This is a genomic window from Micromonospora sp. C28SCA-DRY-2, from assembly GCF_030519475.1.
GTDB lineage: Bacteria > Actinomycetota > Actinomycetes > Mycobacteriales > Micromonosporaceae > Micromonospora.
Genome location: NZ_JAUMKD010000001.1, coordinates 1,233,600 through 1,247,514, shown reverse-complemented (window position 1 = coordinate 1,247,514; position 13,915 = coordinate 1,233,600). Strand labels below are relative to the sequence as shown.

Genomic DNA, 13,915 nt, shown 5'->3' with positions numbered 1-13,915 from the left:
CGTCGGCCGGGCGATTCCGCATGCGCAAAGGAAAGCCTGTGAACATTCGACGGTGGAGCGTCGGCGTGCTCGCCGCCTCCCTGCTCGTGCCCGGCCTCGCCGCCTGCAAGTCGGACACCGCCGAGTCGGCGGCCCCCGGCGGGTCCGCGTCGGCCGCTGCCCCCGCCGACCCCAAGGAGGCGTTGCTGGCCTCCACCCGGGAGATCGGCAAGGGCAACTTCACCTTCACCGTCGTCGGCCACCAGTCGACCGGCAAGGGCCTGGTGCACAAGCCGAGCAACAGCGCCCAGTTCACGATGACGTTCGACGACGGCACCGGCGACGTGTCGATGGACGTGGACTTCATCTACATCGAGAAGGAGAGCTGGGTCAAGCTGGACCTCGGCGGCAAGATGTTCGAGGCCCTGGGCGCCGACAAGAACAAGGGCAAGTACCAGCACCTCGACCAGTCCAAGATCGAGGGCGCCAAGGGGCTCCAGCTCAACGCCGAGACGCTCGACCCGTCCGACAGCGCGGCGCTGATCAAGGGCGTCACCGAGGTGCGGCGCACCGGTGAGGGCAGCTTCGCCGGCACGATCGACATCACCGGGGCCACCGAGTCGGCCGCCCTCGACGAGGAGGTCGTCGAGGCGCTCGCCGCGCAGGCCAAGGCGCTGCCGTTCACGGCCAAGGTCGACGCGCAGGGCCGGCTCACCGAGATCGCCATCGCGGTCCCGGCCGCCGGTGAGGCCGAGGCCCACGAGGTGAAGATCACGTACGCCGACTACGGCAGCGCCACCGCCGCCCAGAAGCCGCCGGCGAGCAAGGTGGTCGAGGCCTCCGAGCAGACGTACGAGATGTTCAAGTAGGTCGTCACGACCGGGACGGGGCGGCCTCGGCCGCCCCGTTTCCGCATGTCGGGGCCTGTTTCGGCCGGTCCGCGTGCGGCTGCGGCGGGGATCGGGCGGCGGTGGCGGGCCCGCCCCGCGGTCACCCGGCCGGGGCAACCGGACAGAACGGTGATTGTGCGACGCGGCGGCAGGGAACAACAGAGCAGCGGACTCGCCCGGCCGACTCCGGCGGGCCCGCGCGGCGTGGCCGACAGTGCTGCCGCGTCGCCCGGTTTCCGGCCGCCGCCAGGTGCGTCGGGTGACCCTCTTGGGAGACACAGATGACTGTTCGACGACTGGGTGCCGGCCTGGTGGCCGCCGCGCTCTTCACTCCCGGTCTCGCCGCCTGCAACGCCACCGGGACCCCATCGGCGGGCTCGTCCGCCACCCCGACCGTCTCGGCGTCGGGCACCGCCTCCGGTGCCGCGTCCCCGGCGGCCGGTGACGCCAAGCAGGCGCTGCTGAACTCCACCCGCGAGATCAGCAACGGCAACTTCCGGTTCACCATGTCCGGCGCCGGCTCCACGGCGGAGGGGCAGGTGCACGAGCCGAGCCAGAGTGCCGAGATGCGGGTGACCGTCGGCGCACCGACCGACGACCTGTTCATGAAGCTCGACCTCATCCACGCCCGGCCGGACAGCTGGGTCAAGCTGGAGCTGGGCGGGAAGACCGCCGGCAGCCTGCCGGCCGTGCAGAAGCTCAACCTGGGCAAGTACCAGCACCTCGACCAGACCCGGATCAAGGGCAACCGCAATCTCGGCTTCGACTTCGACAAGCTCGACCCGGCCGGCAGCGACGTGCTGACCCAGGGCATCACCGAGGTACGGCAGACCGGCGAGGGCAGCTACGCCGGCACCATCGACGTGTCGAAGGCCGCCGAGGCCGGCTCGATGGACCCCGGCGTGATCACCGCGCTCGGCGCCCAGGCCAAGTCGGTGCCGTTCACCGCGCGGCTCGACCCGCAGGGCCGGCTCAGCGAGCTGGTGGTGCAGATCCCGGCCGCCGGCCAGAACAAGGCGCAGGACATCCGCATCACCTACTCCGACTACGGCAACGCCACCGCCGCGCAGAAGCCCCCGGCGGACCAGGTGGTCGAGGCCCCGCAGGAGCTGTACAACCTCTTCAACTGAGCTGGCCGCGCGGTCGTGGTGGGCTGAGCGCCGCCCACCACGACCGGCGCGCCGGTCACTCGGCGGGCTGGCGGGCGGCGTCGATGCGGGCCCGGGCGCCGTCGAGCCAGCGCTGGCAGATCACCGCGAGCGCCTCGCCGCGCTCCCAGAGCGCCAGCGACTCCTCCAGCGAGGTGCCGCCGGCCTCCAGCCGCTCGACCACCGACGCCAACTCGGCGCGGGCCTGCTCGTAGCTGAGCCGCTCGTCGTTCTTCTCGTCAGTCATCGCTGCCATCCCACCACATCGTGCTTCCGGCCCCGGTCAGCCGTCGACCGTCGCGGCCAGCTCGCCCTCGGCGAGCCGGACCCGCAGCGGGTCACCCTTGCCCACCTCGGACGCGGCGCGTACCACGTGGCCGTCGGCGCGCTGGACGATCGCGTACCCCCGGTCGAGGGTGGCGGCCGGGGAGAGGGCGCGCAGCCGGGCCAGGGTGTGCCGCAGGTCGTCGGTGGCGGCGGCGAGCCGATGCTCCAGGCAGCGCCCGGCACGCTGGCGCAGCGCGGTCACCTCGGTGGCCCGCTGCTCGACCATCACCTCGGGTCGGGCCAGCACCGGCCGGGAGCGCAGCCCGTCGAGCCGGTGCGACTCGCGGTCGACCAGGTTGCGTACCGCCCGGTGCAGCCGGTGCCGGGCCTGGCCGATGAGGCGTACCTCCTCGGCGAGGTCGGGGACGACCCGCTTGGCCGCGTCGGTCGGGGTGGAGGCGCGCAGGTCGGCGACGTAGTCGACCAGCGGCGCGTCGGTCTCGTGGCCGATCGCGCTGACCACCGGCGTACGGCAGGCGAAGACGGCCCGGCAGAGCGCCTCGTCGGAGAAGGGGAGCAGGTCCTCGATGCTGCCGCCGCCCCGGGCCAGGATGATCACGTCGATGGTCGGGTCGGCGTCCAGCACCCTGAGCGCGTCGACGATCTGCGGGACGGCGCTCGGCCCCTGCACGGCCACGTTGACGGTGCGGAACTCCACCGCCGGCCAGCGCCGCCGGGCGTTGGTCAGCACGTCCCGCTCGGCGGCCGAGGCGCGGCCGGTGATCAGCCCGATCCGGTTGGGCAGGAACGGCGGGCGGCGCTTGCGGGCCCGGTCGAAGAGCCCCTCGGCGGCGAGCAGCTTCTTGAGCTTCTCCAGCCGGGCCAGCAGCTCGCCGAGGCCGACCTGCCTGATCTCGTCGGCGCGCAGGCTCAACGTGCCCCGGGCGGCGTAGAACTCGGGCTTGGCGTGCAGCACCACCCGGGCCCCCTCGCGCAGCTCGGGCGCGCCGGCGTCGAGGACGTCGCGGTTGGTGGTGACGGTCAGGCTCAGGTCGGCCGACGGGTCCCGCAGGGTGAGGAAGACGGTGGTGGCGCCGGGGCGGCGGCTGATCTGGGCCACCTGCCCGTCCACCCACACCCACCCCAGCCGGGCGATCCACTGACCGACCTTCTGGCTCACCACCCGGACCGGCCACGGCTCCTCGGAGCTGCTCTTCCCGGCCACCTCGCCCGCGTTCACCCGCCCACCCTACGGCCCACCCCCGACCATCCCCGCGTTGATCATGAGGTTGGCGGCGATGTCGATCTCGGAACGTGCCGCCAACCTCATGATCACCGGTGGGGGCGGGGGTGGGGGTGGGGGTTGCAGGGCAGGTGAGTGGGTGGGGTGGCACGTGAGATGGGCGGGTGACTCAGGCTGAAGCTGACTTCCCGGACCGGCAAGCGCGTGCTCCTGGCCAAGCCCCGGGGCTACTGCGCGGGCGTCGACCGCGCGGTGCAGACCGTGGAGGAGGCGCTCAAGCTCTACGGTGCCCCGATCTACGTACGCAAGCAGATCGTGCACAACAAGCACGTGGTGCGCACCCTGGAGGCCAAGGGCGCGATCTTCGTGGAGGAGAACGAGGAGGTGCCGGAGGGCGCCACCGTCATCTTCTCCGCGCACGGCGTCGCCCCCGAGGTCTACGAGCAGGCCAAGGCGCGCTCGCTGAAGGCGATCGACGCGACCTGCCCGCTGGTCACCAAGGTGCACCAGGAGGCCAAGCGGTTCGCCGCCGAGGACTACGACATCCTGCTGATCGGGCACGAGGGGCACGAAGAGGTCATCGGCACCTCCGGTGAGGCTCCCGAGCACATCCAGCTGGTCGACGGCCCGGAGGACGCTGACAAGATCACCGTCCGCGACCCGAACAAGGTCGTCTGGCTCTCCCAGACCACCCTGTCGGTCGACGAGACGCTGGAGACGGTGGCCCGGCTGAAGAAGCGGCTGCCGATGCTCCAGTCGCCGCCCAGCGACGACATCTGCTACGCCACGTCGAACCGGCAGCACGTGGTCAAGGAGATCGCCCCGGACTGCGACGTGGTGATCGTGGTCGGCTCGCGCAACTCCTCCAACTCCGTACGCCTGGTCGAGGTGGCCCTGGACGCCGGCGCGCGCGCCGGTCACCTGGTCGACTTCGCCCACGAGATCGACGACGCGTGGCTGGCCGGGGCGCGGACGGTCGGGCTGACCTCCGGCGCCAGCGTGCCCGACGAGCTGGTCCAGGAGGTGCTCACCCACCTCGCCGCGCGCGGCTTCACCGAGGTCGAGGAGGTGGTCACCGCCAACGAGCGGCTGACCTTCTCGCTGCCGCAGGAGCTCAAGCGCGACATGAAGGCCGCCGCGGCGGCCCGCGGCTGACGGCGGCGACCGCAGTGCGCGGCCAGGCGGCCGTGGTGCGCGGCGAGGCGGCCGTGGTGCGCGGCGAGGCGGCCGTGGTGCGCGGCGAGGCGCGGCGCGGACGGTCTGCCGCCCGGCCAGGCCGGGAACGGCGGCCGGCGCCGCTGCGTCCGATACGGGTATGAGGACCTTTCGGCTCGCCCTCTCCGCGCTGGTCGTCTGCGTGGCGCTGAGCGCCTGCGGCCAGGACGGCGGCGACGGCAGCTCCACCCCCAGCCCGACCGGGGCGCAGCCGGCGACCAGCCCGCCCGCCCCGACGCCGCCGAGCCCCAGCCCGTCGCCGAGCACCCTTGTCCCGGACGACCCGGTCGACCCGACGATTCCCGACCCGCCGCTGGGCACCAAGCGCCCGGGCGGGCCGACCCTGCCACCCCCGGTGGGCGGCACCACGCTGACCGGCACGGTCGCCGCCGGGGTGGAGCCCAACTGCCTGCTGCTCGACGGCTACCTGCTGATCGGCGGGCCGCGTGACGTGCTGGCGGTGGGCGCGAAGGTGAGCGTCACCGGCCGGGCCCAGCCCGGCATGATGACCACCTGCCAGCAGGGCATCCCGTTCCTGGTCGAATCCGCCCGCCGCGGCTGACGCCCGGCCGGCCGCGCGCTGCGGCGGGCCTGCGCCTCGGCCCGCCCCCGCCGCGGTCCGTCCGTGCGACGCGGCCCGTCCGTGCCCTCCGCGTGCGGGCGGGCACGCACTGCGGTCCGTCGTGGCCTGGCGCTCGGCGGTGAGGTCGTCAGTCCAGCGCGGCGCGGTGCGGCGGGATCTCGGCGTCGGCGGTGTCGAGCAGCTCCGGCGCCTGCGGTTGGCGCGGTGCCAGCTCGATCTGCGCTGGGGCGGCCAGCTCCTGGTCGGAGACCCCCAGCTCGGCGAGCTTGCGCGCGCTGACCAGCACCCGCGCCTCCAGCGACCCCACCGCCCGGTTGTACGCCGTCACCGCGCCGCTCAGCGAGGCGCCGAGCTTGCCGACGTGGTCGCCCAGGGTGGACAGCCGGCCGTAGAGCTCGCGGGCCAGCGAGTGCACCGCCACCGCGTTGCGGGCCAGCGCCTCCTGCCGCCAGGAGTAGGCGACCGTACGCAGCAGCGCGACCAGGGTGGCCGGGGTGGCCAGCACCACGTTGCGGGCGAAGGCGTGCTCCAGCAGCGTGGGGTCGCGCTGGAGGGCCACGTCGAGGAAGGGGTCGGCGGGCACGAAGAGCACCACGAACTCGGGAGTGCTGTCGAACGCCGCCCAGTAGGACTTGGCGGCGAGCGCGTCGACGTGCGCCCGCAGGTGCTTCGCGTGCGCGTCGAGGTGGGTGTCGCGCCCGCGCTCGTCGCGCGCCTCCATCGCGGTCAGGTACGCGTCGAAGGGCGCCTTGGCGTCGACCACCACCGACCGGCCGCCGTGCAGGCGTACCACCAGGTCGGGGCGGACCCCCTGGTGGTCGGTGGCGGCGGTGACCTGCTCGGCGAAGTCGCAGTGCTCCAGCATCCCGGCCGCCTCGACGATCCGGCGCAGCTGGTGCTCGCCCCAGCGGCCGCGTACCTGGGGTGCCCGCAGCGCCGCCACCAGCTGCTTGGTCTCGGTGCGCAGCTCGCCCGAGACGGTGCTCATCGCGCGGACCTGCTCGCGCAGCTCGGCGTAGGCGTCGACGCGGTCGCGCTCCAGCTCGGCGACCCGCTGCTCGTAGCGACGCAGCGTCTCGTGCAGCGGCGCGACCGCCCGGGCGACCGCCTCCTGGGACTGCGCGGTGGCCTCGTAGCTCAACGCCCGCATGGACTGCTCCAGCCGGCCCTCGCCCTCGCGGGTGGCGCGCAGCGTGGCGTCCAGCCGGGCGATCTCGGCGGCGGCGCGGGACCGGGCGGCGAGCCAGCCCAGGGCGCCACCGGCGGCGAGGCAGACGACCACCACGGCGAGCGTCGAGAAGCCCACCACCGGAGCTTGCCAGAAGAGTACGACGCGAGCGGCGCGGGTACCTTCGGGCCATGGAACTTCTGCTGGTGGTGATCCTGGTGGCACTGCTGCTGGGAGCGTTCCTGTGGTGGCGGCGGGAGACCGCGGCCCGGCAGGCGCGGGACCTGGCGGACGTGCGGGCCGACGCCCAGCGCTGGTACGAGCGCCTCGGCGGCCAGGTGATGAACCTGCACGGCGACGACCCGGCGGTCCGCCAGGCGCTGGTCGACGCCGGTGAGCGCTACAACGCCGCCGGCGGCCAGCTGGAGCAGGCCCGTACCGTCCAGCAGTACCGGCTGGCCCGGGAGACCGCGCTGGAGGGGCTCGCGTACGCGCGGGCGGCCCGGGTGGCGCTCGGCATCGACCCCGGTCCGGAGCTGCCCCCGCTGGCCGCCGCGGCGGGCGCCGGGCAGCTCACCCGGGAACGCCAGGTCGACGTGCAGGGGCAGACGTTCAAGGCGGGCCCGCAGCCGGGCCGGGACACGCCCTACTACTACCCGGGTGGGCGGTTCCAGGGCCGGCCGGTGCCGGCGGGCTGGTACTCCACCCCGTGGTGGAAGACGGCGCTGGGCGCCGGCGCCGGCGTGCTCGGCGGGGTGCTGATCGCCGACGCCCTCTTCTCGCCGGCCTTCGCCGATCCCGGCTACGGCTACGAGGCCGGTTACCAGGAGGGCTACGCCGACGGCGCCGACTACGGCGACCAGGGCGGCGACGTCGGCGGTGACCAGGCCGGTGACTTCGGTGGTGACTTCGGCGGCGGCGACTTCGGCGGCGGAGATTTCGGCGGCGGCGACTTCTGAGCGGTGCTCGCCCCGGCGGTGCTGGCGACCGGGCGGCGGCTTCGGGGTTACGCCGGCGGCGGTCTCGCGCGGCCGGCGGACCCACCTTCGGGACGAGCGTGATACCTGAGAGGCATATTCATGACTCTCAGGTATCAGGCTCGCGGGCAGGCGGCTGCCAGCGCCGTCTCGTGCCTCCGACGAGCCGGACTCAGCCGGGGCCGGGCCCGGCCGGCTGAGGCGTCTGAAGGGCGGGAACCGCCGGCGGGCGTCCGGGCGGGGCGGCCCGACCGGCCGGTCAGGGCTCAGCCGGTGTTGCGCATGCCGGCGGCGATGCCGTTGACAGTGGTGAGCAGGGCCCGCTCCAGGGCGGTCCCGTCGCTCGGGGCGCGCCGGCCACCGGGTGCGGTGGCCACCGCGCGGCCGGCGGCGCCGGAGTCGCGGTACTGGCGCAGCAGCGCCACCTGGAGGTGGTGCAGCGGCTCGAGGTAGGTGTCCCGCACGGCGAGGGTGCGCTGGAGCACCGGCGAGCCGTCCAGCAGCGCCGGGGACCCGGTCACCGCCAGCACCTCCTGCCGGGTCAGCTCGTACTCCTGCTCGATCTTGTGGAAGATCGGGTGCAGCTTCTTCGGCACCAGCGTCTCGACGTACCGGCGGGCGATGCTGAGGTCGGTCTTGGTCAGCATCATCTCCACGTTCGACAGGAACGTGCGGAAGAAGTGCCAGTTGCGGTGCATCTCGGCCAGCACGTCCGCCCGGCCCTCGGCCCGCGCCGCGGCCAGTCCGGAGCCGACCCCGAACCAGCCCGGGACGATCTGCCGGGTCTGCGTCCAGCCGAACACCCACGGGATGGCCCGCAGCCCGGCCAGCCCGGCACCGGTGTTCGGGCGCTTCGCCGGGCGGGAGCCGATGTTCAGCGCGCCGAGCAGCTCGGTCGGCGTGGACGCCCAGAAGTACGCCGGCAGGTCCGGATCCTCGACCAGTGACCGGTACGACCGGAACGCCGCCCCGGAGACCAGCTCCATCGTCGCGTCCCAGCGTTCCAGCAGCTCGGCGGGCTGGCGCGGGGCGGTGTGCAGCAGCGTCGCCTGCAACACCGCGGCCAGGGTCAGCTCCAGGTTCTCCCGGGCCAGCGAGGGCAGCGTGTACTTGTCGGAGATGACCTCACCCTGCTCGGTGACCTTGATCGCGCCGTCCAGGGTGCCGTACGGCTGGGCGAGGATGGCCTCGTGCGTCGGCCCGCCGCCGCGACCCACCGTGCCGCCCCGGCCGTGGAAGAGCCGCAGGTGCACGCCGTGCCGGGCGGCCACGTCGCGCAGCGCGCGCTGGGCCCGGTGGATGGACCACTGGCTGGTGGTGATGCCCGCCTCCTTGTTGGAGTCGGAGTAGCCGAGCATGACCTCCTGCACGTCGCCCCTGGCCGCCACCAGCGCCCGGTACGCCGGCAGCGAGAGCAGCTCGTCGAGCAGCTCGCCGCCGGCGTTGAGTTCCGCCGGGGTCTCCAGCAGTGGGACGAACCCGATCCGGGCGCGGCCGCTGTGCACGTCGACCAGCCCGGCCTCGCGGGCCAGCACCACCGCGGCGAGCACGTCGTCCACGCCGAGGGTCATCGAGATGATGTACGACTCGATGACCTCGTTGCCGAACCGGTCCTGCGCCTCGCGGATGGTGCCGAACACGTCGAACGTCTTGCGCGCCGCCTCGGTGAGCGGGGTGTCCAGGGTGGACAAGGGCCGGCGCCCGGCCAGCTCGTCGGCGAGCAGCTTGGTGCGCTCCAACCGGGTCAGCGAGGGGTAGTCGGAGACCTCGCCGACGGCCGCGTAGAGCTGGGCCAGCACCGCGTGGTGCGCCTCGGCGTGCTCCCGCACGTCCATGGTGGCCAGGTGCAGCCCGAACGCGGAGACCGTACGGATGGTGGAGGCGAGCCGGCCCACGGCGGTGAGCTGGCCGGAGTTGCGGGCCAGCGAGGCGCGCAGCAGCTCCAGGTCGGCGATCAGCTCGGCCGAGCCGCGGTAGTCCCGGCCCGGCACGTGCGCGGTGCCCTGCCGCAGCCGCTGCCGGGTGTTCGCCAGCTTGGCCTTCACGCAGCGGGCCTTGAGCCGGTAGGGCTCCTCGGCGTTGACCCGGCGGAACCGGGGCGCCACCTCGGGCAGCGCGTCCAGGTCGGCGGCGAGGCTGGCGGAGAGGTCCAGCGACACGCCGCGCAGTCGGCGGGAGACCGACACCTCGTTGATCAGGTGGTCCATCGCCTTCTCGGTGGCCGCGATGCCGTGCTCGTGCTGGATGGTCAGCACGTCGCGGGTCACCGTCGGGGTGACGAACGGGTTGCCGTCCCGGTCGCCGCCGATCCAGGTGCCGAAGGTCAGCGGCCGGGCGGTCGGCGAGGTCTCCACGCCGAGGGTGCGCAGCGTGTCGGCGAGGTCGTCGAGCACCTGCGGGGCGGCCTCGGCATACAGGTCACGCAGGTAGTAGATGGCGTTGCGGGCCTCGTCGGTCGGGTCCGGCCGGTCCAGCCGCAGCTCGTCGGTCTGCCACATCAGGTCGAGCAGCTCGGCCAGCCGCCGGTTGGCCGGCCCCTCGTCGCTGGCCCCGTAGAGGATCGCGTTGGCCGTCTCGGCGTCCAGCTCGTCGGCGATCGCCCGCAGCTTGGACAGGATGGACCGGCGGGCCGCCTCGGTCGGGTGCGCGGTGAAGACCGGCCGGACCGCCAGCCGGCGGGCCGCCGCGGCGATCTCCTCGGCCGGCACCCCGCGTTCGGCGATCATCTTGGCCGCCTGGTCCAGCCAGCCGCCCTGGATCGCCCGGCGGCGGCGCAGGTCGCGGGCCCGGTGCACCTGCTCGGTGATGTTCGCCAGGTGGAAGTAGGTGGAGAAGGCGCGGGCCAGCTTGGTGCCGGTGGTGACGTCCAGGCTGCCGAGCCGGCGGGCCGCGGTCGGGGCGTCGGAGCGGACCTGGGCGCGGATCTCCTCGACCAGGTCGAGCAGCGGCCGGCCCTCCTGGCGGGCCAGGGTCTGGCCGAGCAGGGTGCCGAGGCGGCGGATGTCGGCCCGCAGGGCGGCGTCGGGGCCGTCGTGGTCGTGCTGGTCGGTCACGGTGCGCTCCTTACGCGAGTACGAAGGACAGCGCTGTCCGACTCCCTGGATCGTATCCGCGTGGCCCCGGTGCACAGGAGGGGGCCCGCGATCCGGGGCGCCGTCACTCCGCCCCGGCGGGCGCGGTCGGGCCCGGTCGGCGCGGGCTGGTACGGCCGCGGACCAGCGTCGCGGTGAGCAGTCCGGCCAGCCCGAGCACCGCCCAGAGGGCGAGCCCGGTCACCGCCCAGCCGGCCGAGCGGCGGTCGAAGTAAATCACCGACTTGAGCAGGTCGGTGGCGAGCCCGGGGATGTTCCAGCGGTGCATCCCGCGCAGTGGGTCGGGCAGGAACTCCGGGGCGTAGATCCCGCCGGAGCCGGGGTTGCCGAGCACCACCAGCAGCAGGATCACCAGCCCGGTGCCGAGCACCCCGAGCCAGCCCTGCACGGCCGAGGCGACCATCGCCGCCGCGAACGACGCGAGCATCCCGGTCAGCGCGATCGCTGCCAGGTCGTGGTCCCAGACGTCCAGCACCGGGCCGACGACCAGCGAGCCGGCCACCCCGAGCGCCACGCTGTGCCCGGCCAGCGCGGCGATCCGCAGCCCGGCCCGGCGCGGCCCGCGCGGCGCGGTGCCGGCGGAGATGCCGAGCACGGTCGCCGCGAGGTAGCCGCCGAGGACGAAGCCGACCGCGAGGTAGAACGGCACCAGCCCGCGCGGGTCGGTCGTCGCCACCGGCACCGCGTCGCTGACCCGCAACGGCAGCCGGGCCCGTTCGGCGGCGGTGCCGACCACCCGGGTCACCGTGTCGGTGGCGCTCGGCGCGGCGGCGCTGGCCGTGGTCAGCAGCAGCCCGCCCTCGGGGGTCGAGGTGAGCACCGCGTACACCTCGCGGCCGGTCAGGCCGTCCTCGGCGGCGCCCGGGTCGTCGTACCCGACCGGTTTGATCGCTGTCGTCTCGCCGCGCACCGCGGCGAGGACCGCCTGCGCGCGCTGGTCGCCGAGGACCACCCCGACCGGCACGTCGCGGGGGGTCGGCCGGTGCAGCGCGCCCACGTAGGCGGCGATGAACGCGGTGGCCAGCAGCAGGGTGCCGAGCAGCAGCCCGACGGTGCGGGGCAGCCAGTCGCGTACCCGTAGCTCAGCCGCCTCGCCCACGCCGTCAGCCTAGGTGGGATTTCACCCGGTTCATGCGGCTTCGCCGGTCGGAAATCGTTCGACCGACCCGTTAGCGTTCGATCATGGTGTCGCTGAGCTATCCGCCCAAGCCCCGGCCCGGCGACCGGGTCGCGGTGGTCTCACCCTCCGCCGGTCTGCCGGGTCTCTTCCCCGAGGTGTACGAGCTGGGCCTGCGCCGGCTGCGCGAGGAACTCGGCCTGGAACCGGTGGAGTACCCGACCACCCGGGTGATGGGCGCCGACCCGCGCGACCGGGCCCGGGACCTCACCGCCGCCTTCGCCGACCCGTCGGTCACCGCCGTGCTCGCCACCGTCGGCGGCGACGACCAGATCACCGTCACCCCGTACCTGGACGACGCGGTGCTGCGGGCCAACCCGAAGCCCTTCTTCGGCTACTCGGACAACACCAACGTGCTCAACCACCTGCACCGGCTGGGCATCGTCGGCTACCACGGCGGGTCGGTGCTGGTGCACCTCGGCCGCCCCGGCTCGCCGCACCCGCTGACCGTCGACTCGCTGCGCGCCGCTCTGTTCACCCCGGGCTGGTACGAGCTGACCCCTGCGACGGAGTGGGGCGACCAGCCCAACGACTGGCGCGACCCGGCCTCGCTGGCGGACGAGCCGCTGATGTTCCCGGGCGCCGGTTGGGCCTGGCAGGGGCCCGAGCGGGTGGTCGAGGGACGCACCTGGGGCGGCAACCTGGAGATCCTGCACTGGCTGCTCGCCGCCGACCGGGTCGCCCCGGCCGCCGAGTTGGCCGGCTCGGTCCTCCTGATCGAGACCTCCGAGGAACTGCCCTCGGACACCGAGGTCTACCGGATCCTGCGCAACCTCGGCGAGCGCGGGCTGCTGGCCACCTTCCCGGCCGCCGTGGTCGGCCGGGCCAAGGCCTGGGACTTCGACCGGCCGCACACCCCCGAGCAGCGGCAGGCGTACGCGGCGGCGCAGCGGGCGGCGGTGACCCGGGCGTTCGCCGAGTACGCGCCGGACGCGGTGCTGGTATTCGACGTCGACCTGGGCCACACCGACCCGCAGCTGATCGTCCCGTACGGCGGCGAGATCCGCGTCGACGCCGTCGAACGCCGCATCAGCGTCCGCTACTGACCACCGCGGCGCTGGCCCACCGCTCCGGACGTCTGCTCCGCCGGCTCGCTCCGGCCGCGCCCGGGGCGCCACCCGCGGCGATCCACTCCAGATCGGCGATATGGCGGTATCCAGGCGCGGCGGATACCGCCATATCCCCGACCTCGTGTGGATCTTGGTCTGCGGGTCAGCCCGCCTGCGGCGAGGCGGTCGCTCGGGCCGGTGGTCAGGCGTCGACCAGGGCGAAGGCGCGGACCGGGAAGGTGCCCATGCCGGCGACCCGCGGCGGGGCGGCGGTGAACCGGAAGCCCTCCGGCGGCAGGTCGCCCAGGCCGGTCAGGTGCTCCACGATCGGGATGCCGGCGGCGAGCAGGGTGCTGTGCGCGGGGCGCTCGCCGCCGGCCGCCGGGCTCATGTCGTCGATGTTGATCGAGTCGATGCCGACCAGCGCGGCGCCCGCCTCGGCCAGTGCCCGCGCGGCGTCCCCGGTCAGGTGGGGCGCCTCCGGCGCGCCGTACCGGTCGGTGCCGAAGTGCGCGTCCCAGCCGGTGTGCAGCAGCACCGCCCGCCCGGCGACGTCGTACGGGGCCAGCATCAGCCGGTCGATCGCCCGGGTGCCGGCGGGCACCCGGACCACGAGGCCGGGCAGGTCGGCGAGGCGGTCCAGCGGCACGCCGGACAGGTCGACCCCGTCGGCCCAGCGGTGCGCGGGAGAGTCCAGGTAGGTGCCGGTGTTGGCGATCATGTCGATCCGGGCCACCCGGAACTCGGTGCCCGGCGCGTAGTTCGCCCGGGACGCCGCGAAGGTCAGCCAGTCACCGATCCGCGGCGCCGGCCAGCCGGGCAGGGTGACCATTCCGTCGCTGATGACGTGGCTCAGCTCCACCAGCCGCCGCCCGGCGCCGGCCGTCCCACCGGTGGAGGCGGCCACGCCGCGGCCGCCCTTGTGCGGCTCCTGGATGATCGTCTTGTTGCTGATCCGGACCTCGGCGACCATCAGCAGCCCGAGGTGCCGTACCAGGAGCGCGCCCAGGTCGGCGTCGCTGATCTCCCGGCCCGGGATGTCCAGCCGGAACCCCTCTGTCCGCAGCCCGCCGCCGTTGGCGAAGCTCACCTCCGCGTCGAACTGCGCCCGCCACTCCTCATCCATG

At 74.1% G+C, this 13,915-nt stretch carries 12 protein-coding genes; 6 read left to right on the top strand and 6 right to left on the bottom strand.

Translation table 11 applies throughout. The features are described 5' to 3' along the window. The first annotated feature begins 38 nt into the window (after positions 1 to 38). Together Q3W71_RS05745 and Q3W71_RS05740 are read left to right on the top strand one after the other, a co-directional pair. Complete coding sequence (locus tag Q3W71_RS05745; RefSeq protein ID WP_302918217.1) at positions 39 to 848, top strand: hypothetical protein; 810 nt, start codon at positions 39 to 41, stop codon at positions 846 to 848. A gap of 302 nt (positions 849 to 1,150) precedes the next feature. Further along, entirely contained in the window at positions 1,151 to 1,999 is an 849-nt protein-coding gene (locus Q3W71_RS05740; protein ID WP_302918216.1) for a hypothetical protein, read from the top strand. A 55-nt stretch (positions 2,000 to 2,054) separates the two neighbouring features. Here Q3W71_RS05740 and Q3W71_RS05735 read toward each other — a convergent pair whose 3' ends face one another. Both Q3W71_RS05735 and xseA read right to left on the bottom strand, forming a co-directional pair. Further along, on the bottom strand, positions 2,055 to 2,264 hold the full coding sequence (locus Q3W71_RS05735; protein WP_167181668.1) for an exodeoxyribonuclease VII small subunit: 210 nt from the start codon (positions 2,262 to 2,264) through the stop codon (positions 2,055 to 2,057). Positions 2,265 to 2,300: 36 nt separating this feature from the next. Beyond that, positions 2,301 to 3,524, bottom strand: coding sequence for an exodeoxyribonuclease VII large subunit (gene xseA, locus Q3W71_RS05730; protein ID WP_302918215.1), 1,224 nt, complete (start codon positions 3,522 to 3,524; stop codon positions 2,301 to 2,303). Positions 3,525 to 3,701: 177 nt separating this feature from the next. Between xseA and Q3W71_RS05725 the strand changes: the two genes are divergently transcribed. Together Q3W71_RS05725 and Q3W71_RS05720 are read left to right on the top strand one after the other, a co-directional pair. Continuing rightward, a complete protein-coding gene (locus tag Q3W71_RS05725) occupies positions 3,702 to 4,682 on the top strand; it encodes a 4-hydroxy-3-methylbut-2-enyl diphosphate reductase (protein ID WP_302918728.1) in 981 nt (326 codons plus the stop codon). Positions 4,683 to 4,842: 160 nt separating this feature from the next. Continuing rightward, a complete protein-coding gene (locus tag Q3W71_RS05720; protein ID WP_302918214.1) occupies positions 4,843 to 5,304 on the top strand; it encodes a hypothetical protein in 462 nt (153 codons plus the stop codon). Between the two features lie 148 nt (positions 5,305 to 5,452). Here the strand turns inward: Q3W71_RS05720 and rmuC are convergent, their stop codons facing one another. Further along, positions 5,453 to 6,634 carry a DNA recombination protein RmuC gene (gene rmuC / locus Q3W71_RS05715; RefSeq protein ID WP_302918213.1) on the bottom strand — a complete coding sequence of 394 codons (1,182 nt, stop codon included), beginning with the start codon at positions 6,632 to 6,634 and terminating at the stop codon, positions 5,453 to 5,455. 50 nt (positions 6,635 to 6,684) lie between these two features. On the opposite strand from rmuC, the gene Q3W71_RS05710 reads away from it, so the two are divergent. Continuing rightward, a complete protein-coding gene (locus Q3W71_RS05710) occupies positions 6,685 to 7,452 on the top strand; it encodes a hypothetical protein (RefSeq protein ID WP_302918212.1) in 768 nt (255 codons plus the stop codon). A gap of 284 nt (positions 7,453 to 7,736) precedes the next feature. Here the strand turns inward: Q3W71_RS05710 and ppc are convergent, their stop codons facing one another. Both ppc and Q3W71_RS05700 read right to left on the bottom strand, forming a co-directional pair. After that, on the bottom strand, positions 7,737 to 10,523 hold the full coding sequence (gene ppc / locus Q3W71_RS05705; protein WP_302918211.1) for a phosphoenolpyruvate carboxylase: 2,787 nt from the start codon (positions 10,521 to 10,523) through the stop codon (positions 7,737 to 7,739). A 103-nt stretch (positions 10,524 to 10,626) separates the two neighbouring features. Then, complete coding sequence (locus Q3W71_RS05700; protein WP_302918210.1) at positions 10,627 to 11,661, bottom strand: hypothetical protein; 1,035 nt, start codon at positions 11,659 to 11,661, stop codon at positions 10,627 to 10,629. A gap of 83 nt (positions 11,662 to 11,744) precedes the next feature. On the opposite strand from Q3W71_RS05700, the gene Q3W71_RS05695 reads away from it, so the two are divergent. After that, on the top strand, positions 11,745 to 12,785 hold the full coding sequence (locus Q3W71_RS05695) for a S66 peptidase family protein (protein ID WP_302918209.1): 1,041 nt from the start codon (positions 11,745 to 11,747) through the stop codon (positions 12,783 to 12,785). A gap of 205 nt (positions 12,786 to 12,990) precedes the next feature. On the opposite strand, the gene Q3W71_RS05690 is transcribed toward Q3W71_RS05695, so the two are convergent. Beyond that, positions 12,991 to 13,914 carry a cyclase family protein gene (locus Q3W71_RS05690; protein ID WP_302918208.1) on the bottom strand — a complete coding sequence of 308 codons (924 nt, stop codon included), beginning with the start codon at positions 13,912 to 13,914 and terminating at the stop codon, positions 12,991 to 12,993. Position 13,915: the final 1 nt, after the last annotated feature.

Coding starts and splice junctions, on each gene's coding strand:
- Q3W71_RS05740 (WP_302918216.1), top strand. CDS start 1,151: ATGACTGTTCGACGACTGGGTGCCGGCCTGGTGGCCGCCGCGCTCTTC.
- Q3W71_RS05735 (WP_167181668.1), bottom strand. CDS start 2,264: ATGACTGACGAGAAGAACGACGAGCGGCTCAGCTACGAGCAGGCCCGC.
- Q3W71_RS05720 (WP_302918214.1), top strand. CDS start 4,843: ATGAGGACCTTTCGGCTCGCCCTCTCCGCGCTGGTCGTCTGCGTGGCG.
- Q3W71_RS05710 (WP_302918212.1), top strand. CDS start 6,685: ATGGAACTTCTGCTGGTGGTGATCCTGGTGGCACTGCTGCTGGGAGCG.
- Q3W71_RS05695 (WP_302918209.1), top strand. CDS start 11,745: ATGGTGTCGCTGAGCTATCCGCCCAAGCCCCGGCCCGGCGACCGGGTC.
- Q3W71_RS05690 (WP_302918208.1), bottom strand. CDS start 13,914: ATGGATGAGGAGTGGCGGGCGCAGTTCGACGCGGAGGTGAGCTTCGCC.